Here is a 20,909-nt window from a genome sequence, read left to right as displayed (position 1 = left end):
CCCGCATGCAGTTTCGCCACGGCGCGCGCGACGAGCCGGAGATCAACCTGATCCCGTTCATCGACGTGCTGCTGGTCATCCTGATCTTCCTGATGCTGTCGACCACCTACAGCAAGTTCACCGAGATGCAGCTGCGGCTGCCGACGGCGGACGTGGATGCACAACGCGACTATCCGAAGGAAGTGGTCGTGACGGTCTCCGCCGACGGCCGCTATACGGTCAACAAGGTCGCAGTGGCAGACCGCAACGTGAGTTCCGTGGCCGCCGCACTCGGTGCCGCGGCCACCGGCGGCAAAGAAAGCGTGGTGATCATCAGCGCCGATGCGAGCAGCCCGCACCAGGCCGTCGTCACGGTGATGGAAGCCGCGCGCCGCGCCGGCCTGATGCAGATCACCTTCGCCGCCCAGTCGACGGCGCAAGCCGGACACTGAGTGCCGTCGCAGGGCCGCAGCAGTACGGGCGCATCCAGCGCATCCGCCTCGCGGCTGCAGGACGCCTGGCTGCATCGCGGCCTGCTGGCCTGCCTGCTGTGGCCGCTGTCGTTGCTCTACGGCGCGCTCTTCGCGCTGCGCGGCTGGCTCTATCGGATCGGATGGCTACGGGCCGAACGCGTGCCCGTTCCCGTGATCGTCGTCGGCAACGTGATTGCGGGCGGTGCGGGCAAGACGCCTGTCGTGATGGCCATCGTCCGGCATCTGCAGGCCCGGGGACTCCAGGTCGGCGTGGTCTCGCGCGGCTACGGCCGACGCACGGACGATTGCCGCGAGGTGCTGGAGGGCAGCGATCCCCACGATGTCGGCGACGAACCGGCGCTGATTCGCCACGTCACGGGCGCCCCCGTTTTCGTCGCGCGACGACGCATCGAAGCCGCACGCGCCCTGCTGGAGCGGCATCCAGCCACGCAGGTGATCGTGAGCGACGACGGCCTGCAGCACCTGGCACTGGCACGCGACGTCGAGATCTGCGTGTTCGACGACCGCGGCATCGGCAACGGCTGGCTGCTGCCCGCGGGCCTGTTGCGCGAGCTCTGGCCACGTCGCTGCGACCTGGTGCTCCATAGCGGCGAGCGGCCCGCATTTGCCGGCGGCTACACCGCCACGCGCAGCCTTGCGCAGGATGCTGTTGCAAGCGATGGGAAGCGCGTTCCTCTGACGACCCTCGCGGGCAAGCCGTTGATCGCGCTGGCCGCCATCGCACGGCCCGAGGGATTTTTCGACATGCTGCGCGCGCGGGGACTCACGCTCACCGAGACCATCGCGCTGCCCGATCACCATGACTTCGACGCATGGCAGCGCCCTTCCGGCAGCGAATACACCTTGCTCTGCACCGAGAAAGATGCGGTCAAGCTGTGGCGCAAGGCACCCGATGCGCTGGCCGTGCCGCTGCACTTCGAACCCGCCCCGGAATTCTTCGCGGCGCTCGACGCAAAGCTATCATCGCCCGATGGATACCAAGCTGCTTGAACTGCTCGTCTGCCCCGTCACCAAGGGCCCCCTGACCTGGAACGCCGAGAAGCAGGAGCTGTGCTCCCGCAGCGCCCGCCTCGCCTACCCGGTGCGCGACGGCATTCCGGTGCTGCTCGAGAACGAGGCGCGCACGCTGTCCGACGAAGAGCTGGGGCTGTGACCGGCCCTGTGCGCTTCACCGTCCTGGTGCCGGCACGCCTCGCCTCGACGCGGCTGCCCGACAAACCCCTGGCCGATATCGCGGGCCTGCCGATGGTGGTGCGGGTGGCGCAGCGCGCGAGCCAGTCCGGCGCATCGCGCGTTGTCGTTGCCGGAGACGATGTTTCCATCGTTTCGGCCTGCAAGGCGCACGGCGTCGAAGCCATCCTCACTCGCCAAGACCATCCGAGCGGCACCGACCGGCTGGCCGAGGCCTGCGAGCAACTGGGCCTCGACGGCGACGAGATCGTCGTCAACGTGCAGGGCGACGAACCTCTCATCGATCCCGAACTGATCGATGCCGTGGCCGCTGCGCTGGCCCTTCATCCCGAAGCGGCGATGAGCACCGCGGCCCACGAGATCGACTCGGTGAGCGATTTCATGAATCCGAACGTGGTGAAGGCGGTGCTCGACACCCAGGGCAACGCGCTGTACTTCAGCCGCGCGCCGATTCCCTGGTGGCGCGACGGTTCTGCCGGTGGCGCGGCACCCTCCGTGCTGCCCTCGCCCGCGCCGCTGCGCCACATCGGCATCTATGGCTACCGCGCGGGCTTCGTGCGGAAATTTCCGTCGCTGCCGCCGGCGCCCGTCGAAGCCACCGAAGCACTCGAGCAATTGCGCGCGCTGTGGCATGGGCATCGCATCGCGGTGCATGTCAGCCATGTCGCGCCCGGTCCGGGCATCGACACCCCTGAGGATCTGGCGCGCGTGCGTGCCGTCTTTGCCGCCGGGCCAGCGTCCTAAGACGTGCGCCACGGAGGGAATTCCCTACGGGGGCGCATGCTATCCTCGACGTGAAATCCGCCTTGCCCAGCCCTCGGGCCGACGCTTGGCGTGACACAAAATCTAAGAACCGTCCGAGGACACCATGAGACTAATTTTGCTGGGCGCGCCCGGGGCGGGCAAAGGCACGCAAGCGGCCTTCATCTGCCAGAAATACGGCATCCCCCAAATCTCGACCGGCGACATGCTGCGCGCCGCCGTCAAGGCAGGCACCCCGCTCGGACTGCAGGCCAAGGCCGTCATGGACGCGGGCGCACTGGTGAGCGACGACCTGATCATCAACCTCGTGAAAGAACGCATCGCCCAGCCCGACTGCGCCGAAGGTTTTCTGTTCGACGGTTTCCCGCGCACCATTCCACAGGCCGATGCCATGAAGGCCGCGGCCGTCAAGCTCGACTACGTGCTCGAGATCGACGTGCCCTTCGGCGACATCATCGAACGCATGAGCGGCCGCCGCTCGCACCCGGCATCGGGCCGCACGTATCACGTCAAGTTCAATCCGCCCAAGGTCGAAGGCAAGGACGACGTGACCGGCGAAGACCTGATCCAGCGCGAGGACGACAAGGAAGAAACCGTGGGCAAGCGGCTCGACGTCTACAGCCAGCAGACGCGTCCGCTGGTCGACTACTACTCGGCCTGGGCCAAGGCCGATCCGGCCGCTGCGCCGAAGTACCGCGCGATCAAGGGCGTCGGTACGGTTGACGAAATCACGCAACGTGCTCTTGCGGCATTGAGCAGCTGATCCCCCGCCACCCTTCGACAGGGCGGCTATTTCCCCAGCAGTTCCAGCATCAGCGCGATGCGCGCCCTTACCGGCGTGAGCGCGCCTGCGTCACGCAGCCGGTCATCGGGCTTCGGCAGGATGCGGCCACTGGTGCAACGCGTCGCGCGCAGCACCGCAATGCCGGCATCCTGCGCCTTGAGCGCTGCAGCTTCCAGCGCGTGGTGCACGGTGCCATTGCCGGTGGTGGCGAGGACCAGCCCGCGGACAGGCTCCTCCGCGCCCCCCCGAAGGAGCGCGTCAACGATTGCGCCGCTTGCGCCGGCATGGCTCATGACGATCTCGACCCGGGGCCAAGGCCCCGACGCATTCAGCGCCTTCGAAGCTTGGGATGATGGCGCAACCGGCCACTCCTTCACGCGCCGCACCGCGCCCTCTTCCACATAGCCGATCGGTCCTGCATCGCCGGATGCGAAGGCATCGAGCCGATACGTGTGCACCTTCTGCACATCCACTGCGCTGTGCACCGTGCCGGCACACACCGCCATCACGCCCTGCGCGCCCGCCGTCGCAGCAACCGCGATGGCGTCCCGCACGTTCTGCGGTCCATCCGGCGAAAGCGCCGTTGCCGGGCGCATCGCGCAGGTCAGCACCACGGGCTTGGCAGGCGCCAGCACTGAGTGAAGGAAGAAAGCCGTCTCCTCGAGCGTGTCAGTGCCGTGGGTGATCACCACGCCGGCCACGTCGGGCTCGGCCAGCCAGTGCACGCAGCGCTGCGCGAGCTTCTGCCAGATGTCGAAGGCCATGTCCTTGCTGTCGACCTGCGCCACCTGCTCCGCCAGCAGCGCGATGCCCTCGGGCGCCTCGATGCCGCCCAGCAGGTCCGCCACGTCCACCTGCCCGGCGGTGTAGCCGATGTTGTCGCCGCTGCTGGAGGCCTTTCCGGCGATGGTTCCGCCGGTGCCCAGAACCACCACGCGACGCACTTCGGGCAACGGGGAATTGGCCATGACTTGTCAACTTCCAAAAACTGGTTAAAAATACAGGTACTGGATATCTAGCCAGTGCCGCAAGGAACCACATATGCAGTTCGCCGTGAAGCTTACCGCCCGCCAGCAGCAGATCCTCGACTTGATCCAGAGCGCCATCGCGCGCACTGGCGCGCCGCCCACGCGCGCCGAAATCGCCAACGAGCTGGGATTCAAGTCGGCCAACGCCGCCGAAGAGCACCTGCAGGCGCTGGCGCGCAAGGGTGTGATCGAACTCGTCAGCGGCACCTCGCGCGGCATCCGCCTCAAGGGCGATGCACTGCGTTCGCTCAATGAAACGCGCCATCGCGAAGGCGGGCAGTTCTCGCTGTCGCTGCCCGGCATGGCGCAACTGGCGCTGCCGCTCATCGGTCGTGTCGCGGCCGGCTCGCCCATCCTGGCGCAAGAGCATGTCGACCAGACCTATTACGTCGAGAACACGCTGTTCCAGCGTCAGCCCGACTACCTGCTCAAGGTGCGCGGCATGTCGATGCGCGACGCCGGCATCATGGACGGCGACCTGCTCGCCGTGCAGGCCACCAAGGAAGCGCGCAACGGCCAGATCGTGGTGGCGCGCCTGGGCGACGAAGTCACCGTCAAGCGCCTGAAGCGCAACAAGCAGGTGATCGAACTGCACGCCGAGAACCCCGACTACCCGACCATCATCGTCCAGCCCGGCGAGCCCTTCGAAATCGAAGGCCTCGCGGTCGGCCTCATCCGCAACACCATGCTGATGTAGGCCTTGCGGCCTGCTTTGCAGCAGCACCCATCCGGCCGCAACAGGTGGCGGGCGTATGGCGCGAAGTCGCCATCACCCTGTCGCGGCCGATTGAAGAAATCCTGCCTGTGTTCAACCTCAGACTTTTTTGGAGTTCACATGGGAATCGCCCTCCTCGCCATCGCTGATTTCTGGATGCCGCTGCAATCGCTTGCCAGCCGCCTCATGCCCGCTCGCCGCACCCGTCACCGGGACAGCAGCGACACCGCCGCCGGACTGCGCTATGTGGCTGTGCGCCCCGCCTGCACCACGCGCACCGCAGGCACACCTTCGCCAACGGCGACCGCCGCAGCACCGGCACGCCCGCTGCGCGTGGTTCGCGTGATCGACGGAAAAAGCCGGGACCGCAGCCGCATGGTGATCTCGGGCCGCATGGCCGATGTCTGCGCGGAGCTCGACCGGCTGGCCGCGCTCGAGGCGGCGGAAACCATGGGTTCGACACCGCGTTCCGCACGCCTGCATTGAGGCATTTCCCCCGGGGAGCCGCTCCAGAAGCGCCCCGGGCTGGGTATCCAAACGTTCACTGGCGCGACATCCCAATGCTGCGAGGCACAATGGCACGCCATGAACATTGTGATCCTCGACGATTACCAGGACGCCGTGCGCAAGCTGCGCTGCGCCGCCAAGCTGGACGCGTACGCGGCCAAGGTCTACACCAACACGGTCAAGGGCATCGGGCAACTGTCGGTTCGCCTCAAGGACGCCGACGTGATCGTGCTGATTCGCGAGCGCACCCACATCTCGCGCCAGCTGATCGAGAAGCTGCCCAAGCTCAAGCTCATTTCGCAGACCGGGCGCGTCGGCGGCCACATCGACGTCAATGCCTGCACCGAGCGCGGCGTGGCGGTGGCCGAGGGCACGGGCTCTCCGCAGGCGCCCGCCGAGCTCACCTGGGCGTTGATCATGGCGGCCATGCGCAGGCTGCCGCAGTACATCAGCAACCTCAAGCACGGCGCGTGGCAGCAGTCGGGTCTCAAGTCGGCCTCGATGCCGGCCAATTTCGGGCTCGGCTCGGTGCTCAAGGGCAAGACGCTCTGCATCTGGGGCTATGGCCGCATCGGGCAACTGGTCGCGCGCTACGGACAGGCCTTCGGCATGCAGGTGGTGATCTGGGGTCGCGAGGCCAGTTGCGCCAAGGCGCGCTCCGATGGTTTCCAGGTGGCGCAGAACCGCCACGAGTTCTTCGCCGCGGCCGACGTGCTGTCTGTGCATCTGCGGCTCAACGAAGAAACCAACGGCCTCGTCACGCTCGAAGACCTCTCGCGCATGAAGCCGACGGCGCTCTTCGTGAACACGTCCCGCGCCGAACTGGTCGAGGCCGATGCCCTGCTCGCCGCACTCAACCGCGGACGCCCGGGCCTCGCCGCCATCGACGTGTTCGAGAGCGAACCGCCGCTGCAGGGCCATGCGCTGCTGCGCCTCGAGAACTGCATCTGCACGCCGCACATTGGCTATGTCGAGCAGGACAGCTACGAGAGCTATTTCGGCCAGGCTTTCGACAACGTCGTGAGCTTCATCAAGGGCAATCCCACCAACATCGTGAATCCCGGCGCCCTGCAGGTTCGCCGGTGAGGTCATGAGCCGCCGGGCCGCCCCAAGGCGAATACCGCAGCCGAAGGCGAAGGTCACTCAATGAGCCGGCCTGCGCCCCAGGGCGCACTCTGGGCGCTGCTGGCCGGCAATTTCGTGATCGGCACCGGCGTGATGGTGGTGCCCGGCACGCTCAACGAGATCAGCGCCTCGCTTGCTGTCACCGCTGCGACAGCGGGCCAGCTGATCACCGCCGCCGCGATCGTGATGTGCCTCGGCGCACCGCTCCTGGCAGCCTTGGTCGCGGGCTGGGACCGTCGCCAGCTCCTGGCCCTCACGCTCCTCTGGTACGCCGCCGGACACGCCCTCTCTGCGCTCATGCCGAGCTTCGCCGCCCTGCTGCCGGTCCGCATGCTCACGGTGATTGCCCCGGCGATCTTCACGCCGCAGGCCGCGGCCTGCGCCGGCATGCTGGTGCCGCCGGAGCACCGCGGGCGCGCCGTCACCTTCGTCTTCCTCGGCTGGTCGATGGCCTCGGTGCTGGGCCTGCCCATCGGCACGCTGATCGGCGGCCACCTCGGCTGGCGCATGGCCTTCATGGCCATCGCGATGCTCAGCATCGTGAGCGCCGCCTCGATCTGGCTCACGCTGCCCAGCGGCATCCGGCCCGCCGCGCTCACGGCCGCCGCGTGGTCGCGCGTGCTGCGCAGCCCGGTGCTGATGGGCATCGTGTCGGTCACGGCGCTGCAGGGCTCGGGGCAGTTCGTGCTGTTCAGCTATTTCGGGCCCGTCCTCAAGCAGAGCTTCGGTGCAGACGCCAACACGCTGAGCCTGATGTGGGCCTTGTTTGGTGCCTTCGGGCTGATCGGCAACATGGTGGTCAGCCGCTATATCGACCGCGTGGGCGCCGGCCGCATGGTGTTGCTGACGAGTTCGTTGATCGCGCTGAGCCTGCTCTTGTGGCCGTTCGCGAGCACGCTCGCCTGGCTGGCGGTGGTGATCGTGCCCTGGGGCCTGGGCTGCTTTGCCACCAATTCGGCGCAGCAGGCGCGGCTCGTGGGCCTGGCACCCGCGCTGGCACCGGGCTCCGTGGCGCTCAACAGCTCGGGTATCTACATCGGCCAGGCCGTCGGCGCGGCGCTCGGCGGCTGGCTGCTCGCGAACGATGCCGCGCCCTGGATGAGCCGGGTCGGCCTTGCGCTGCTGCTGGTCGCCATCGGCCTGAGCGTGACCATCGACCGCAGCCGTCGTCCGGCCTGAAAACGCGGCCCCGCGTAAGACCCGGGACGCATCGCCCGCGCGGGATTGCAAAATCGGAGTCTGCCGACGCTCGCCAGTCGCTCTCCGGCCAGCACCTGCGCGTCAGGCCCTCATACCACTCAACCAGCGAAAATCTCCATCAAATGACAGTGAACTACAAAAGGATCGGGCTCATCGGCGCCGGCGCCATGGGTCGCGGGATCGCGCAGATCGCCGCACAGGCCGGCAGCGAAGTGCTGCTGCTCGACAGCTTTGCAGGTGCCGCCGAGCGTGGACGCGAAGCCCTCGTCGCCCAATGGAACAAGCTGCATGAAAAGGGCAAGCTCGATGCCGCAGCCCGTGATGCGCAGATCGCACGCGTGCAGGCCGTCGACTCGATCCAGGCACTGGCCGGCTGCGACCTCGTGATCGAGGCGGTGATCGAAGACCTCGAGGTCAAGCGCAAGCTGTTCCGCGAGATCGAGACCGTGGTGGCCCCGACGGCCACGCTGGTCACCAACACCTCGTCGCTCTCCGTGACGGCCATCGCGGCAGGGCTCGCGCATCCGGAGCGCTTTGCGGGCTTTCACTTCTTCAACCCCGTGCCGCTGATGAAGGTGGTCGAGGTGGTGGCGGGCTTCAAGACCGCGCCCGAGGTCTGCAAGCAGCTTGCAGGCTACGCGGTGCAGATGGGGCACAGCGCGGTGCAGGCGCAGGACACGCCCGGCTTCATCGTCAACCACGCGGGCCGCGGCTACGGCACCGAGGCGCTGCGCATCGTCGGCGAAGGCGTGACCGACTTCGTGACCATCGACCGCATCCTGAAGGACCAGGCCGGTTTCCGCCTCGGCCCGTTCGAGCTGCTGGACCTGACGGCGCTCGACGTGTCGCACCCGGTGATGGAGTCGATCTACCACCAGTACTTCGAGGAGCCGCGCTTCCGCCCGAGCGTGATCACCGCGCAGCGCCTGGCAGCCGGCGCACTCGGCCGCAAGACCAACGAAGGCTTCTACCGCTACACCGACGGCGTGATGCAGCAGACGCCAGAAGCCGCGCCGCCCATGGTCGACGGCACGCCCTCGGTCTGGGTGTCGCCCCGCGCGGCCCGTCGTGCCGAGCTGCTGCGCCTGATCAACACGCTGGGCGCGCAGATCGACAGCGGCGCCACCGCTGCGCCGCATTCGCTGATCCTCGTGGCCCCACTGGGCTTCGACGTGACCACGGTCGCGGCGGTGGAGCGACTGGACGCCACGCGCACCGTCGGCATCGACATGCTGATCGACGACGCCGCCACCAAGCGCCGCGTGCTCGCCACCAACCCGGCCACCCGCCGCGACATCCGCGACGCCGCGCACGCCCTCTTCGCACGCGACGGCAAGGCGGTGAGCGTGATCCGCGACAGCGGCGGCTTCGTCACGCAGCGCGTGATCGGCACCATCGTCAACATTGCCACCGACATGTGCCAGCAACGCGTGTGCACGCCGGCCGACCTGGAGACGGCAGTGCAGCTGGGCCTGGGCTATCCGCGCGGCCCGCTCGCGATGGGCAACCTCTACGGCCCGACCAACATGCTCGAGGTGCTGTTCAACCTGCAGACCGTCTATGGCGACCCACGCTATCGCCCGAGCCCGTGGCTGCGCCGCCGCGGCGCACTGGGCCTGAGCCTCCTGCACGAAGAAGAATAAATAAACAAACCACCAACCGACTGGAAACGCGACACAGCGATGACCGCCGAACTCAAGAGCACCAGCGAAGGCAGCACCATGGTGCTGACCATCGCCAACCCCACCCAGCGCAATGCGCTGGGCCCCGAGATCTACGCCGCGGGCATCGAGGCGCTCAATGGCGCCGAGAGCAGCGCCGAAATCCGCAGCGTCGTCATCGTGGGCGAAGGCGCATGGTTCTGCGCCGGCGGCTCGCTGCAGCGCCTGCTCGCCAACCGAGAGCTCGACCGCTCGGTGCAGGCCGAGAGCATCGAAGGCCTGCACAACTGGATCGATTCGATCCGCACCTTTCCCAAGCCGATCATCGCGGCCGTCGAAGGCGCCGCGGCCGGCGCGGGCTTTTCGCTGGCCCTGGCCTGCGACTTTGTGGTGGCGGCGCGCGACGCGGTGTTCGCGGCCTCGTACAGCAACGTGGCGCTGTCGCCCGACGGCGGCCTGAGCTGGCATCTGGGGCAGCAACTGCCGCGCCAGCTCGCCAGCGAATGGCTCATGAACGGCGAACGCATCGCCGCACCGCGCCTGCATGCGGCCGGCCTTGTGAACGAACTCACCGAGAACGGGCAGGCCCTCGCAGGCGCCCTGTCGTTGGCGAAGAAGCTCAACGCCCGCGCACCCAACTCGCTGGCCAGCATCAAGGAACTGCTGAGCGAAGCACGCGGCGCCACGCTGGCCGCGCAGCTCTCGCAGGAGCGCGATCACTTCGTGCGCAACCTGCACCATGCGAACGCGGGCATCGGCATCGCCGCGTTCCTCGAGAAGAAACCGCCGCAGTACGAGTAGCGCCTTCTGGCGTCGCTCCCGTGACACCCCCCAGCTTTTCAGTCGCCGAGAGGACAGACCAATGGACGACCCCATTCTTACCATCGAAGAACGTGAAGCGATCAACAGTGGTCGCTGGTTTTCTTCCCTATCTCCATCGCTACGGCACGACATCCTCCGATGCGCTTTCGTCAAACGCTACAAAGACGGCGACCTGATCGCCGCACGCGGCGACCCTCCCGAACACTGGATTGCCTGCGCCAAGGGCGCGGTGCGGGTCAGCTCGACGGCCGTCTCGGGCAAGCAGGTGACGCTGACCTACGTGGAGCCGGGCATCTGGTTCGGCGACGTGGCGATGTTCGACGGGGACCGGCGCACGCACGACGCCTATGCGCATGGGGACAGCACCATCCTCTGCGTGGCGCGGGCCGACTTCCAGAAGATCCTCGCCTCGCATGTGGAGCTGTACGAAGCGCTGATGCGGCTGCAGGCACGGCGCATCCGCACGCTGTTCGGGCTGGTGGAAGACCTCAACACCCTGCCCTTGCGCGCGCGGCTCGCCAAGCAGCTGATCCATTTGGTGCGCAGCTACGGTGTGCCCAACCTGGACGACGGCAGCCAGATGCGCATCGGCCTGCAACTGGCGCAGGAAGAACTGGCGCAACTGCTCGGCGCCTCGCGCCAGCGCGTCAACCAGGAACTCAAGACCATGGAACGCGAGGGCAGCATCCGGATCGAGCCGGGTGGCCTGGTGGTTCTGGACCGTGCGGCCTTGCGGCGCATCTCGGAAGCGGATATCTGACATGAGCCAGGACTTCTCCAACTTCGTCGGCACCCGCGCGGTTTCGCAGCAGCACGCCTTCGACATCGAGGTGCTCGCCACCTGGCTCGAGAAGAACCTCGAGGGCTTCAAGGGTCCGCTGACGGTGGAGATGTTCAAGGGCGGGCAGTCGAACCCGACCTACAAGCTCATCACGCCGTCGCAAAGCTACGTGATGCGCGCCAAGCCTGGCCCGGTCGCCAAGCTGTTGCCTTCCGCCCATGCGGTGGAGCGCGAGTTCAAGGTCATGAGCGGCCTGCAGGGCACCGACGTGCCCGTGCCGCGCATGCACTGCCTGTGCGAGGACGAGTCCGTCATCGGCCGTGCCTTCTACGTGATGGAGTTCATGCAGGGCCGGGTGCTCTGGGACCAATCGCTGCCCGGCTTCAGCAACGCCGAACGCGCGGCGTACTACGACGAGATGAACCGCGTCATCGCGGCGCTGCACACAGTGGACTTCGCCGCCCGAGGCCTGGCCGACTACGGCAAGCCCGGCAATTACTTCGAGCGCCAGATCGGCCGCTGGAGCAAGCAGTACAAGGCCTCGGCCGATGGCACCGGCGAACTGTCGCAGCCGATCGAGGCCATGGAACGCCTGATCGACTGGTTCCCCACCCACATGCCGGCAAGTGCGCGCGACGAGAGCAAGGTCTCGATCGTCCATGGCGACTACCGCCTGGACAACGTGATGTTCCACGTCACCGAGCCGCGGATCATCGCGGTGCTCGACTGGGAGCTTTCCACGCTGGGCCATCCGCTGGCGGACTTCAGCTATCACTGCATGTCCTGGCACATGCCGCCCTCCACCGGTCGCGGCATCGGCGGCGTGGATGTCGCGGCGCTGGGCATCCCCACCGAGAGCGAATACATCCGCCGGTACTGCGAGCGCACGCGCATCAGTACGCCCGAGGCGCTGGCGCCCGACTGGAATTTCTATCAGGCCTACAACCTGTTCCGCATGGCTGCGATCCTGCAGGGCATTGCGAAGCGGGTCGAGGCCGGTACCGCATCGAGCGAGCAAGCCGTGGCGTCAGCGCGCGGCGCGAGACCGATGGCCGAGATGGCCTGGCAATTCGCCCAAAAGGCGTAACCAGGCCCTCCTCCCGACAACCCCCACCAGGAGACAGCATGGATTTCGAATATTCGGCCAAGACCAAGGAACTGCAGAAGCGCGTCAGCGACTTCATGGATGCGCACATCTACCCGGCCGAAGCCGAGTATTCCGCCGAGCTGGCCGCCAACACGGCCGCCGGCAAGCGCTGGACCGCGTTGAAGACCGTCGAGAAGGTCAAGGAAAAGGCCAAGGCCCAGGGCCTGTGGAACCTGTTTCTGCCGGTCGATAGCGCCGCCGCCTCGGGCTACGACGGTGCGGGCCTCACCAACCAGGAATACGCGCCGCTGGCCGAAATCATGGGCCACGTGCCATGGGCATCGGAAGCCTTCAACTGCTCCGCGCCGGACACCGGCAACATGGAAACCATCGCCCGCTATGGCTCCGAAGCCATCAAAGCACGCTGGCTCAAGCCGCTGCTCGAAGGCCAGATCCGCTCGGCCTTCGCGATGACCGAGCCCGATGTGGCATCGAGCGATGCCACCAACATCTCGACCCGCATCGAACGCCAGGGCGACGAGTACGTGATCAACGGCCACAAGTGGTGGATCTCGGGCGCCGCCGATCCGCGCTGCGCTGTCTTCATCACGATGGGCAAGAGCGATCCGGACGCGCCGCGCCATTCGCAGCAGAGCATGGTGATCGTTCCGGCCGATGCCAAGGGCATCCGCATCGTGCGTCCGCTCAACGTGATGGGTTACGACGACGCGCCGCATGGCCACGTCGAGATGTACTTCGAGAACGTGCGCGTGCCTGTCGACAACATCCTGCTCGGCGAAGGCCGCGGCTTCGAAATTGCTCAAGGCCGCCTTGGCCCGGGACGCATCCACCACTGCATGCGCCTGATCGGCCTGGCCGAGCGCGCGCTCGAGCTGATGTGCAAGCGCGCCTCCTCGCGCGTCGCCTTCGGCAAGACCGTCGCCTCGCAGACCGTGACGCAGGAACGCATCGCCGAAGCGCGCTGCAAGATCGACATGGCCCGCCTGCTCACGCTGAAGGCGGCCTGGCTGATGGACGTGGCCGGCAACAAGGTCGCCAAGAACGAGATCGCGATGATCAAGGTGGTCGCGCCCAGCATGGCCTGCCAGGTGATCGACTGGGCCATGCAGGTCCACGGCGGCGGCGGCATGTGCGACGACTTCCCGCTCGCCTACGCCTATGCCGGTGCGCGCACGCTGCGCTTTGCCGACGGCCCGGACGAGGTGCACCGCAATGCGATCGCGAAGTGGGAGCTGGGCAAGTACGCGCCCAACAAGACCGAAGCCGAGGCGCCCGTCACGCGCTTCTGATTCGTCTTGCTCCCTCTCCCCTCGGGGAGAGGGTTGGGGTGAGGGCCGACGGCGACCAATTCGCCCCGGCCCTTTTCTTTTTCAGAGCTTCTTCTGCAAGAAGACCGCTTGGCCGAAAGCCGGGTCGAGCTGGTAGCCGGCGAATCCCTCGCGCTCATAGGAGCGCAGCGCCGATGCGTTGCCCGAAAGCACTTCGAGCGTGAGCTTGCAGGCACCCCGCTTGCGCGCCTCTTCTTCGACCCGCGCGAACATCTGCTGCGCGACGCGTTGGCCGCGGTGGCTCGGCAGCACGACCACGTCGTGCACGTTGACCAGCGGCTTGCAGGCGAAGGTCGAGAAACCTTCGATGCAATTGATCAGGCCCACCGGCGTGTCGCCATCGAAGGCCAGCACGCTGAAGGCCTGCGGACGCGCCGCCAGCGCCGCGGGCAAGCCTTCGCGCACGGCAGCATCGAGCGGCGTGCCGCCACCGGCCGGATCGCGGGCATAGGTGTCGAGCAAGTCGACCAAGGCCGCGGCCTGTGCGACATCGCGGTAGTCCGCGATCAGGGTTTCAATGCTCACCGCGCCGGCTCCAGCGTCGCTGCGAGGCGTTCTGCGCACGACCTGGATTGCTTTGCATCCCGCGCCTCGACCATCACGCGAACCAGCGGCTCGGTGCCGCTCGCGCGGATCAGCACGCGGCCTCCGTCGCCCAATTCGGCCTCGATGCGCTGCGTTTCGCTGGCCAGCGCCTTGTTGTCCTTCCAGTTCTGGTCGGGTGCGAGGCGCACGTTGATCAGCGTCTGCGGGAACAGCGTGACGCCTTCGAGCAGCTGCGCCACCGTCTTGCCGCTGCGGACGCACGCCTGCAGCACCTGCAGTGCGCTCACGATGCCATCGCCGGTGGTGTGGCGGTCGAGCGCCAGCAGGTGGCCCGAGCCCTCACCGCCGAGCAACCAGCCGCGCTTGTCGAGCTCTTCGAGCACGTAGCGGTCGCCCACCTTGGCGCGCACGAACTCGACGCCCTGCCCGCGCAGCGCGACTTCCACCGCCTTGTTGGTCATCAGCGTGCCGACCACGCCCACCGGCTTCTCGCCGCGCGCAATGCGCTCCGCCACCATCAGGTAGAGCAGTTCGTCGCCGTTGAACAGTCGCCCGCTGGCATCGACCAGCTGCAGGCGGTCGGCATCGCCGTCGAGCGCGATGCCGTAGTCGGCCTTCTGTGCCGTCACCGCGGCGACCAGCGCCTCGGGATGCGTGGCGCCAAAGCCCTTGTTGATGTTGAGCCCGTCGGGTGCGCAGCCGATGCTGCTGACTTCGGCGCCCAGCTCGTGGAACACGTTAGGTGCCACCTGGTAGGCCGCGCCGTGCGCGGCATCGACCACGAGCTTCATGTTCCTCAGCGTCAGGTCATTCGAGAAAGTGCTTTTGCAGAACTCGATGTAGCGGCCAGACGCATCGTCAAGGCGGCGGGCCTTGCCGAGGTTGACGGAATCCACCCAGACCGGCGCTTCTTCCAGCGCGGCTTCGACGGCCAGCTCCCATGCATCATCGAGCTTGGTGCCCTGCGCGCTGAAGAACTTGATGCCGTTGTCGGGAAAGGCGTTGTGGCTCGCGCTGATCACCACACCGAGGCTGGCGCGCTGGGCGCGCGTGAGATACGCCACACCGGGCGTGGGCAGCGGGCCCAGCAGCACCACGTCGACACCAGCGGAATTGAAGCCCGATTCGAGCGCCGATTCGAGCATGTAGCCGGAAATGCGGGTGTCCTTGCCGATCAGCACGCGGGGGCGGGATTCGGTTTTCTTGAGCACGCGGCCCACGGCGTGCGCGAGGCGCAGCACGAAATCGGGCGTGATGGGCGATTGGCCGACCGTGCCGCGGATGCCGTCGGTGCCGAAGTATTTGCGGGTCATGCTGTGGGTTCCTCTTTTGTTTGTTGTGGTTGTGCTTGTGCTTGCGGTGCCGTCGCTTTCATCGCGCGCCACACGGCGAGAGCAGCTACCGTGTCGCGCACATCGTGCACGCGCACCACGGCGGCGCCACGGTCCACGGCCAGCACGGCGGCTGCGACGCTGGGCACGATGCGCTCGCCCGCCGCTTCGATGCCCGTGACGGCGCCGATCGACGACTTGCGCGACCAGCCCAGCAACAGCGGATAGCCGGCAACGAGCAGTTCGCGCTGCCGGCCCAAGAGGGCGAAATTCTGTACCACGGTTTTCCCGAAGCCAACGCCCGGGTCGAGCGTGATGCGGGACGAATCGATCTGCAGCGCGTGAAGCTGCGCCAACTGCGCAGCCCAGAACGCCATCACCTCGGGGACCACGTCGCCGTGCATGGGCACGGCCTGCATGGTCTGCGGATCGCGGTGCATGTGCATCAGGCAGATGCCGCACGACGGATGCGCCGCCACGGCCTCGCGCGCGCCCGGCTGGCGCAGCGCCCAGATGTCGTTGACGATATCCGCGCCCAGGTCGAGCACCGCGCGCATGACCTCGGGCTTGTAGGTGTCGATGGAGAGCGGCACGTTCAGCTTCGCCGCCTCGCGCACCACCGGCAGCACGCGCGCCAGCTCGGCATCGAGCGGCACGGCCGGGCTGCCCGGGCGGGTGGATTCACCGCCGATGTCGAGGATGTCCGCGCCCTCCTTCAGCAACTGCTCGCAATGACGCAGCGCGGCCTCGGTGGAGGCGTGTGCGCCGCCATCGGAGAAAGAGTCGGGTGTGACGTTGACGATGCCCATCACGCGCGGTTGCGCGAGGTCGATCCTGAAGCGCGAGGTCTGCCAGACCGCGCCGCCCAGCTCACCATGAAAAACGGGGCCAGAGGCCCCGTTGTTGCTTGATTTCAAGCCCACCTCAAGCGGCGGTCGGCGCCGGGTCGGTATTGACGGCCGGCGTGCCGCCACTGCCACCGCTGCCCGAAGGAGGGGTGCGCGGCGTCCAGTCCTTGGGCGGACGCGGTGCGCGGCCGGCCATGATGTCGTCGAGCTGCTCGGAATCGATGGTTTCCCATTCGAGCAGTGCCTTCGCCATCGCATGCATCTTGTCGCTGTTCGCTTCGATCAGGCCACGCGCCAGGGCGTACTGCTCATCGATGATGCGGCGCACTTCGCCGTCGACCTTTTCCATGGTCTGTTCGCTCATGTTCGTGGTCTTGGTGACCGAGCGGCCGAGGAACACTTCGCCTTCGTTCTCGGCGTAGACCATCGGGCCCAGCGCATCGGTCATGCCGTAGCGCGTGACCATGTCGCGGGCAATGGAGGTGGCACGCTCGAAGTCGTTGCTGGCGCCGGTGGTCATCTGGTGCATGAACACTTCCTCGGCAATGCGGCCACCGAACAGCATGCTGATCTGGTTCAGCATGTATTCGCGGTCGTAGCTGTAGCGGTCCTGCGCCGGCAGGCTCATGGTCACGCCCAGGGCGCGGCCACGCGGAATGATCGTGACCTTGTGGACCGGGTCGCACTTGGGCAGCAGCTTGCCGATGAGGGCGTGGCCAGACTCGTGGTAGGCCGTGTTGCGGCGCTCTTCCTCGGGCATGACCATGCTCTTGCGCTCAGGGCCCATGAAGATCTTGTCCTTGGCCTTCTCGAAGTCCTGCATCTCGACGACGCGCGCATTGCGGCGAGCGGCCATCAGGGCGGCTTCGTTGCAGAGGTTGGCCAGGTCGGCACCGGACATGCCGGGCGTGCCGCGGGCGATCACGCTCGGGTTCACGTCCTGGCCCAACGGGACCTTGCGCATGTGCACGCCGAGGATCTGCTCACGGCCGCGGATGTCGGGCAGCGTGACGTAGACCTGGCGGTCGAAACGGCCGGGGCGCAGCAGCGCGGCGTCCAGGATGTCCGGGCGGTTGGTGGCAGCCACCACGATCACGCCGAGGTTGGTTTCAAAGCCGTCCATCTCGACCAGCATCTGGTTCAGGGTCTGCTCGCGCTCGTCGTTGCCGCCGCCGAGACCGGCACCGCGCTGGCGGCCCACCGCATCGATTTCGTCGATGAAGATGATGCAGGGTGCGTTCTTCTTGGCGTTCTCGAACATGTCGCGGACACGGGCAGCGCCCACGCCGACGAACATTTCAACGAAGTCGGAGCCTGAGATCGAGAAGAAAGGAACCTTGGCTTCGCCGGCGATCGACTTGGCCAGGAGGGTCTTGCCGGTGCCGGGAGGGCCGACCAGCAGCAGACCGCGCGGAATGCGGCCGCCGAGTTTCTGGAAGCGCTGCGGGTCTTTGAGGAAGTCGACGACTTCACGAACCTCTTCCTTGGCCTCGTCGCAGCCTGCGACGTCGGCGAAGGTCACCGTGTTGTTGTTCTCGTCCATCATGCGGGCCTTGCTCTTGCCGAAGCTGAACGCCCCGCCCTTGCCGCCGCCCTGCATCTGTCGCATGAAGTAGATCCAGACGCCGATCAGGAGAAGCATCGGGCCCCAGCTCACCAGCAGCGTCATGAGGAGCGAGCCCTCTTCACGCGGCTTGACGTCGAACTTGACGTTGTGGTCGATCAGGTCGCCCACGAGGCCGCGGTCGAGGACCGTGGCGGTCGTGCGGATCTTGCGATCGTCGTTGGTGACAGCGACGATTTCGCCGCCGCCCGCGCCTTCAGGAATGACGGCGCTCTTGATCTGGTTGCTCCGGACCTGGTCCAGAAACTCGGAGTAGCTGACTGCTCCAGAGCCGACGCCACCGCGGGTGTCGAACTGCTTGAACACAGTGAACAACACCATGGCAATGACGAGCCATACGGCAACTTTGGAAAACCACTGATTGTTCAAACGAAGCTCCAGTCGAAAGCGCGTGACGAGGATGTGAAAAAACGCGCTATGGGTACGCAATTGCGCCCCATTTTAGGCTTTTCAAGCTGCGAAAAACGGGCATTTCCCTAAAGCAGCCATAGCCTGACAAGGGTTTGCGCCCCCTGACGACCCGTGGCGGCAAGGTATCAAGGCGTATCCAGGGCCTTCAAACCCATCCCGACCAGGAAGGTCTCGGCCGATTTATCGCGCGAAGCCTTGGGCTTGAACGGCTTGACGGTACGAAAACTGGCCTTGAACAGCTTGACCGATTCGTCATAGCCGCCCCCATGGAAAAGCTTGGCAACCAGCGCCCCTTCGGGCTTCAGGTGGTGCTGGGCGAAGTCGACTGCCAGCTCGATCAGGTGCGCAATGCGGGCCCCGTCGGCCGAATGGATGCCCGAAATGTTGGGCGCCATGTCCGAGACCACCAGGTCAGCCTTCCGGCCCGCCAGCACGCCCAGCACCTGCTCCAGCAGCTCTGCCTCACGGAAGTCCCCCTGGAGGAAGGTGACGCCCTCGATGGGCTCCATGGCCAGCATGTCGAGCGCGATGATGGTGCCGTTCAGCGTGCCGACCGCGGCGCCCTCGGGCGACATGCGCCGCCGCAGGTACTGGCTCCAGGCCCCGGGCGTGGAGCCCAAGTCGACCACCAACTGGCCCGGTTTGACCAGCCCCAGCGACTCGTCGATCTCCTTGAGCTTGTAGGCAGCGCGTGCGCGATACCCCTCTCGCGTGGCCAATTTCACGTACGGATCATTGATGTGATCGTGAAGCCAGGCTTTGTTGACTTTTTTGCTTTTTGCTTTGGTGCTCATTGGGGTGCTTATCTACCCTCGATAATACGGGGATGCCCGCCATTCAACTTACCCCTGCCGAGCGCAAGGTGCACCGCGCCGAAGCTCACCACCTGGATCCGATCGTCATGGTCGGTGGAGACGGGCTTACCCCTGCCGTGAAAAAGGAAGCCGACGCGGCGCTCAAGGCCCATGGCCTGATCAAGGTCCGCGTCTTCTCCGACGACCGCCTCGCCCGCGATGCCATGCTGCAGGAGCTTGCCAACGAGCTCGACGCCGCCCCCATCCAGCACATCGGCAAGCTGCTGGTGCTCTGGCGCCCGATCCCCGAAAAGGAAAAAGTGGTCGATGAAGACCGCATGCCCGGTCCGCGCGACGTCAAGGTCCTGAAGTACAGCAAGCGCGGCGGCCAGCGCCCCGAGATCAAGACCCTGCGCGTGCTCGGCAACCAGCGCCTCACCCCCGGCGGCACCATCAAGCGCGCCAAGGCCAAGCGGCCGTTGTCGGCCAAGAAGCGCAACCAGTCGGACTGAGGGTGCTCAGCACAACCACAGTCCTGGCTTTGATGCTTCGTCTTCACGTGCGAACACCGCGGAACCGGCTTCGCCGGGCCGCTGGTGTTGCCCCCGGTGAGGGAGTTGGCGTAGCGACACGAAGTGCGCGCAGCCTGGGGGAGAACCGATGACTCGCCATATCCTCTGCATGAAATGGGGCACGAAATACGGCCCCGAATACGTCAACCGCCTCTATGCGATGGTGCGCCGCAACCTGAGCGGCGACTTCAAGTTCGTCTGCCTGACCGATGACGGTGCCGGCATCCGCCCCGAGGTGACCTGCCTGCCGATCCCGCCGCTGAACCTGCAACTGGCCCCCGGCCAGCGCGACGGCGCCTGGAAGAAGCTCACGACCTTCGAGCAGGACCTGCACGGCCTGCGCGGCACCGCCCTCTTCCTGGACGTCGATGTGGTCGTCGTGGGCAGCCTGGACGCCTTCTTCGAGCAGCCCGGCGAGTTCCTGATCATTCACGACTACGCCCGCCCCTGGCGGCGCGAGAGGATCACCGGGAATTCATCGGTCTACCGCTTCGAGCTGGGCGCCCATGCCGACGTGCTGGCGCATTTCCGCGCCAACATGGACAAGGTGCAGGCCGAACACCGCAACGAGCAGGCCTACCTGTCGGACTTCCTGCACAAGCAAGGCAAGCTTTCCTACTGGCCCGAAGCCTGGTGCCCTAGCTTCAAGTACCACGGCATTCCGACCTGGCCGACCAACTACTGGGAAGAGCCATTCGTTCCCGAAGGCGCACGCATCATGATCTTCCATGGCGAGTGCAATCCGCCCGATGCGCTGGCGGGACGGCGCAATCGCGCCTTCCGCTATATCCGGCCCGCGAACTGGGTCGCGAAGTTCTGGAAAGAGTGAGTGTGTAGATGGCGGCGAAAGCCGCCATCGCCGCTTTATCGGCGGCTGGTCAACGACCGGGCCGAGCGCCCATGCGCCAGAGCAGTACCAAGGTGCACACCCATTGCACGACATACATGCCGCTGCCAAGGGCGTGCCACAGCTTGAGGTTGTCCCGCGCCAGGATGCGAGGCGCCACTGCGTACTGCTGGAGCAGTGCCAGCAACAACGCACCAAGGACCAGGCCGATGGAGGTCATCGTGGCCGCGTCCATGCGCTCGTCGGCCTTGCTCCGAAAATGAATCAGCAGGATCAGGCCGCACCCAATGGCGACCCAGCTCTGCGCCTCGAACAGCTGGCCGGCGAAATTGCCCGCAACAGCCGGATTGCCGAGCTTGGCGAACAGCATCGGCACCACCAGGAAGCCGATCGTCGTGAGGCTGCCCCACCAGAAGGCGGCGAGCAACAGGGCGAGGCGGTCTTTCATCGA

General features: G+C 66.4%; 23 protein-coding genes. 16 read left to right on the top strand and 7 right to left on the bottom strand.

Going from position 1 to position 20,909, the window contains the following annotated elements; all coding sequences use genetic code 11:
* Positions 1-5 precede the first annotated feature (5 nt).
* The 5 genes from NU688_RS06095 (at position 6) to adk (ending at position 3,189) form a co-directional block, all read left to right on the top strand.
* Complete coding sequence (locus NU688_RS06095) at positions 6-431, top strand: ExbD/TolR family protein (protein ID WP_374684633.1); 426 nt, start codon at positions 6-8, stop codon at positions 429-431.
* Positions 432-1,463 carry a tetraacyldisaccharide 4'-kinase gene (gene lpxK, locus NU688_RS06090; protein WP_257859623.1) on the top strand — a complete coding sequence of 344 codons (1,032 nt, stop codon included), beginning with the start codon at positions 432-434 and terminating at the stop codon, positions 1,461-1,463.
* Complete coding sequence (locus NU688_RS06085; RefSeq protein WP_013541700.1) at positions 1,444-1,626, top strand: Trm112 family protein; 183 nt, start codon at positions 1,444-1,446, stop codon at positions 1,624-1,626. The genes lpxK and NU688_RS06085 overlap by 20 nt, the downstream gene beginning before the upstream one ends.
* A gap of 8 nt (positions 1,627-1,634) precedes the next feature.
* Positions 1,635-2,408 carry a 3-deoxy-manno-octulosonate cytidylyltransferase gene (kdsB, locus tag NU688_RS06080; RefSeq protein ID WP_257860529.1) on the top strand — a complete coding sequence of 258 codons (774 nt, stop codon included), beginning with the start codon at positions 1,635-1,637 and terminating at the stop codon, positions 2,406-2,408.
* Positions 2,409-2,532: 124 nt separating this feature from the next.
* Positions 2,533-3,189 carry an adenylate kinase gene (gene adk, locus NU688_RS06075; protein WP_257859621.1) on the top strand — a complete coding sequence of 219 codons (657 nt, stop codon included), beginning with the start codon at positions 2,533-2,535 and terminating at the stop codon, positions 3,187-3,189.
* A 26-nt stretch (positions 3,190-3,215) separates the two neighbouring features.
* On the opposite strand, the gene NU688_RS06070 is transcribed toward adk, so the two are convergent.
* Positions 3,216-4,178, bottom strand: coding sequence for an asparaginase (locus NU688_RS06070; protein ID WP_257859620.1), 963 nt, complete (start codon positions 4,176-4,178; stop codon positions 3,216-3,218).
* 73 nt (positions 4,179-4,251) lie between these two features.
* Between NU688_RS06070 and lexA the strand changes: the two genes are divergently transcribed.
* From lexA to NU688_RS06025, 9 genes are all read left to right on the top strand, one after another.
* A complete protein-coding gene (gene lexA / locus NU688_RS06065; protein ID WP_013541704.1) occupies positions 4,252-4,935 on the top strand; it encodes a transcriptional repressor LexA in 684 nt (227 codons plus the stop codon).
* A 138-nt stretch (positions 4,936-5,073) separates the two neighbouring features.
* Positions 5,074-5,439: a hypothetical protein gene (locus NU688_RS06060; RefSeq protein ID WP_257859617.1), complete on the top strand. Its 366-nt coding sequence runs from the start codon at positions 5,074-5,076 to the stop codon at positions 5,437-5,439.
* A 99-nt stretch (positions 5,440-5,538) separates the two neighbouring features.
* Positions 5,539-6,546: a D-2-hydroxyacid dehydrogenase family protein gene (locus NU688_RS06055; RefSeq protein ID WP_257859616.1), complete on the top strand. Its 1,008-nt coding sequence runs from the start codon at positions 5,539-5,541 to the stop codon at positions 6,544-6,546.
* 60 nt (positions 6,547-6,606) lie between these two features.
* A complete protein-coding gene (locus NU688_RS06050; RefSeq protein ID WP_257859615.1) occupies positions 6,607-7,764 on the top strand; it encodes an MFS transporter in 1,158 nt (385 codons plus the stop codon).
* A gap of 143 nt (positions 7,765-7,907) precedes the next feature.
* Positions 7,908-9,428 (top strand): 3-hydroxyacyl-CoA dehydrogenase, encoded by a 1,521-nt coding sequence (locus tag NU688_RS06045; protein WP_257859614.1) that lies wholly within the window; start codon positions 7,908-7,910, stop codon positions 9,426-9,428.
* Between the two features lie 39 nt (positions 9,429-9,467).
* Positions 9,468-10,247 carry an oxepin-CoA hydrolase, alternative type gene (locus tag NU688_RS06040; RefSeq protein ID WP_257859612.1) on the top strand — a complete coding sequence of 260 codons (780 nt, stop codon included), beginning with the start codon at positions 9,468-9,470 and terminating at the stop codon, positions 10,245-10,247.
* 61 nt (positions 10,248-10,308) lie between these two features.
* Positions 10,309-11,028, top strand: a complete 720-nt coding sequence (locus NU688_RS06035) for a Crp/Fnr family transcriptional regulator (protein WP_257859611.1) — start codon at positions 10,309-10,311, stop codon at positions 11,026-11,028.
* Between the two features lies 1 nt (position 11,029).
* On the top strand, positions 11,030-12,136 hold the full coding sequence (locus tag NU688_RS06030) for a phosphotransferase (protein WP_257859610.1): 1,107 nt from the start codon (positions 11,030-11,032) through the stop codon (positions 12,134-12,136).
* 38 nt (positions 12,137-12,174) lie between these two features.
* Complete coding sequence (locus tag NU688_RS06025) at positions 12,175-13,446, top strand: acyl-CoA dehydrogenase family protein (RefSeq protein ID WP_257859609.1); 1,272 nt, start codon at positions 12,175-12,177, stop codon at positions 13,444-13,446.
* A gap of 81 nt (positions 13,447-13,527) precedes the next feature.
* Here the strand turns inward: NU688_RS06025 and NU688_RS06020 are convergent, their stop codons facing one another.
* From NU688_RS06020 to NU688_RS06000, 5 genes are all read right to left on the bottom strand, one after another.
* Positions 13,528-14,010 carry a GNAT family N-acetyltransferase gene (locus NU688_RS06020; RefSeq protein WP_257859608.1) on the bottom strand — a complete coding sequence of 161 codons (483 nt, stop codon included), beginning with the start codon at positions 14,008-14,010 and terminating at the stop codon, positions 13,528-13,530.
* Positions 14,007-15,344: a phosphoglucosamine mutase gene (gene glmM, locus NU688_RS06015; protein WP_257859607.1), complete on the bottom strand. Its 1,338-nt coding sequence runs from the start codon at positions 15,342-15,344 to the stop codon at positions 14,007-14,009. The genes NU688_RS06020 and glmM overlap by 4 nt, the downstream gene beginning before the upstream one ends.
* Positions 15,341-16,171, bottom strand: coding sequence for a dihydropteroate synthase (folP, locus tag NU688_RS06010; RefSeq protein ID WP_257860528.1), 831 nt, complete (start codon positions 16,169-16,171; stop codon positions 15,341-15,343). The genes glmM and folP overlap by 4 nt, the downstream gene beginning before the upstream one ends.
* Before the next feature lie 115 nt (positions 16,172-16,286).
* Positions 16,287-18,203, bottom strand: a complete 1,917-nt coding sequence (gene ftsH, locus NU688_RS06005) for an ATP-dependent zinc metalloprotease FtsH (protein ID WP_257859606.1) — start codon at positions 18,201-18,203, stop codon at positions 16,287-16,289.
* A gap of 167 nt (positions 18,204-18,370) precedes the next feature.
* Positions 18,371-19,039 carry an RlmE family RNA methyltransferase gene (locus NU688_RS06000; RefSeq protein ID WP_257859605.1) on the bottom strand — a complete coding sequence of 223 codons (669 nt, stop codon included), beginning with the start codon at positions 19,037-19,039 and terminating at the stop codon, positions 18,371-18,373.
* Positions 19,040-19,071: 32 nt separating this feature from the next.
* Between NU688_RS06000 and NU688_RS05995 the strand changes: the two genes are divergently transcribed.
* Both NU688_RS05995 and NU688_RS05990 read left to right on the top strand, forming a co-directional pair.
* A complete protein-coding gene (locus NU688_RS05995) occupies positions 19,072-19,551 on the top strand; it encodes a YhbY family RNA-binding protein (protein ID WP_257859604.1) in 480 nt (159 codons plus the stop codon).
* Positions 19,552-19,699: 148 nt separating this feature from the next.
* Positions 19,700-20,440 carry a glycosyltransferase gene (locus tag NU688_RS05990; protein ID WP_257859602.1) on the top strand — a complete coding sequence of 247 codons (741 nt, stop codon included), beginning with the start codon at positions 19,700-19,702 and terminating at the stop codon, positions 20,438-20,440.
* Between the two features lie 49 nt (positions 20,441-20,489).
* On the opposite strand, the gene NU688_RS05985 is transcribed toward NU688_RS05990, so the two are convergent.
* Entirely contained in the window at positions 20,490-20,906 is a 417-nt protein-coding gene (locus NU688_RS05985) for a DUF4149 domain-containing protein (protein ID WP_257859601.1), read from the bottom strand.
* Between the last annotated feature and the right edge of the window lie 3 nt (positions 20,907-20,909).

It is taken from the genome of Variovorax sp. ZS18.2.2, assembly GCF_024701975.1.
In the GTDB taxonomy this organism is placed as follows: Bacteria; Pseudomonadota; Gammaproteobacteria; order Burkholderiales; family Burkholderiaceae_C; genus Variovorax.
This window is presented reverse-complemented; position numbering and strand designations above follow the sequence as displayed.

Bases quoted from the DNA above. Each gene is read 5' to 3' on its own strand.
- lexA (WP_013541704.1), top strand. From the start codon at position 4,252: ATGCAGTTCGCCGTGAAGCTTACCGCCCGCCAGCAGCAGATCCTCGAC.
- NU688_RS05995 (WP_257859604.1), top strand. From the start codon at position 19,072: ATGCCCGCCATTCAACTTACCCCTGCCGAGCGCAAGGTGCACCGCGCC.
- NU688_RS06045 (WP_257859614.1), top strand. From the start codon at position 7,908: ATGACAGTGAACTACAAAAGGATCGGGCTCATCGGCGCCGGCGCCATG.
- NU688_RS06040 (WP_257859612.1), top strand. From the start codon at position 9,468: ATGACCGCCGAACTCAAGAGCACCAGCGAAGGCAGCACCATGGTGCTG.
- NU688_RS06070 (WP_257859620.1), bottom strand. From the start codon at position 4,178: ATGGCCAATTCCCCGTTGCCCGAAGTGCGTCGCGTGGTGGTTCTGGGC.
- NU688_RS05990 (WP_257859602.1), top strand. From the start codon at position 19,700: ATGACTCGCCATATCCTCTGCATGAAATGGGGCACGAAATACGGCCCC.
- NU688_RS06025 (WP_257859609.1), top strand. From the start codon at position 12,175: ATGGATTTCGAATATTCGGCCAAGACCAAGGAACTGCAGAAGCGCGTC.
- NU688_RS06085 (WP_013541700.1), top strand. From the start codon at position 1,444: ATGGATACCAAGCTGCTTGAACTGCTCGTCTGCCCCGTCACCAAGGGC.
- NU688_RS06055 (WP_257859616.1), top strand. From the start codon at position 5,539: ATGAACATTGTGATCCTCGACGATTACCAGGACGCCGTGCGCAAGCTG.
- folP (WP_257860528.1), bottom strand. From the start codon at position 16,171: ATGGGCATCGTCAACGTCACACCCGACTCTTTCTCCGATGGCGGCGCA.
- NU688_RS05985 (WP_257859601.1), bottom strand. From the start codon at position 20,906: ATGAAAGACCGCCTCGCCCTGTTGCTCGCCGCCTTCTGGTGGGGCAGC.
- NU688_RS06060 (WP_257859617.1), top strand. From the start codon at position 5,074: ATGGGAATCGCCCTCCTCGCCATCGCTGATTTCTGGATGCCGCTGCAA.
- glmM (WP_257859607.1), bottom strand. From the start codon at position 15,344: ATGACCCGCAAATACTTCGGCACCGACGGCATCCGCGGCACGGTCGGC.
- adk (WP_257859621.1), top strand. From the start codon at position 2,533: ATGAGACTAATTTTGCTGGGCGCGCCCGGGGCGGGCAAAGGCACGCAA.
- NU688_RS06050 (WP_257859615.1), top strand. From the start codon at position 6,607: ATGAGCCGGCCTGCGCCCCAGGGCGCACTCTGGGCGCTGCTGGCCGGC.
- NU688_RS06000 (WP_257859605.1), bottom strand. From the start codon at position 19,039: ATGAGCACCAAAGCAAAAAGCAAAAAAGTCAACAAAGCCTGGCTTCAC.
- NU688_RS06035 (WP_257859611.1), top strand. From the start codon at position 10,309: ATGGACGACCCCATTCTTACCATCGAAGAACGTGAAGCGATCAACAGT.
- NU688_RS06095 (WP_374684633.1), top strand. From the start codon at position 6: ATGCAGTTTCGCCACGGCGCGCGCGACGAGCCGGAGATCAACCTGATC.
- NU688_RS06030 (WP_257859610.1), top strand. From the start codon at position 11,030: ATGAGCCAGGACTTCTCCAACTTCGTCGGCACCCGCGCGGTTTCGCAG.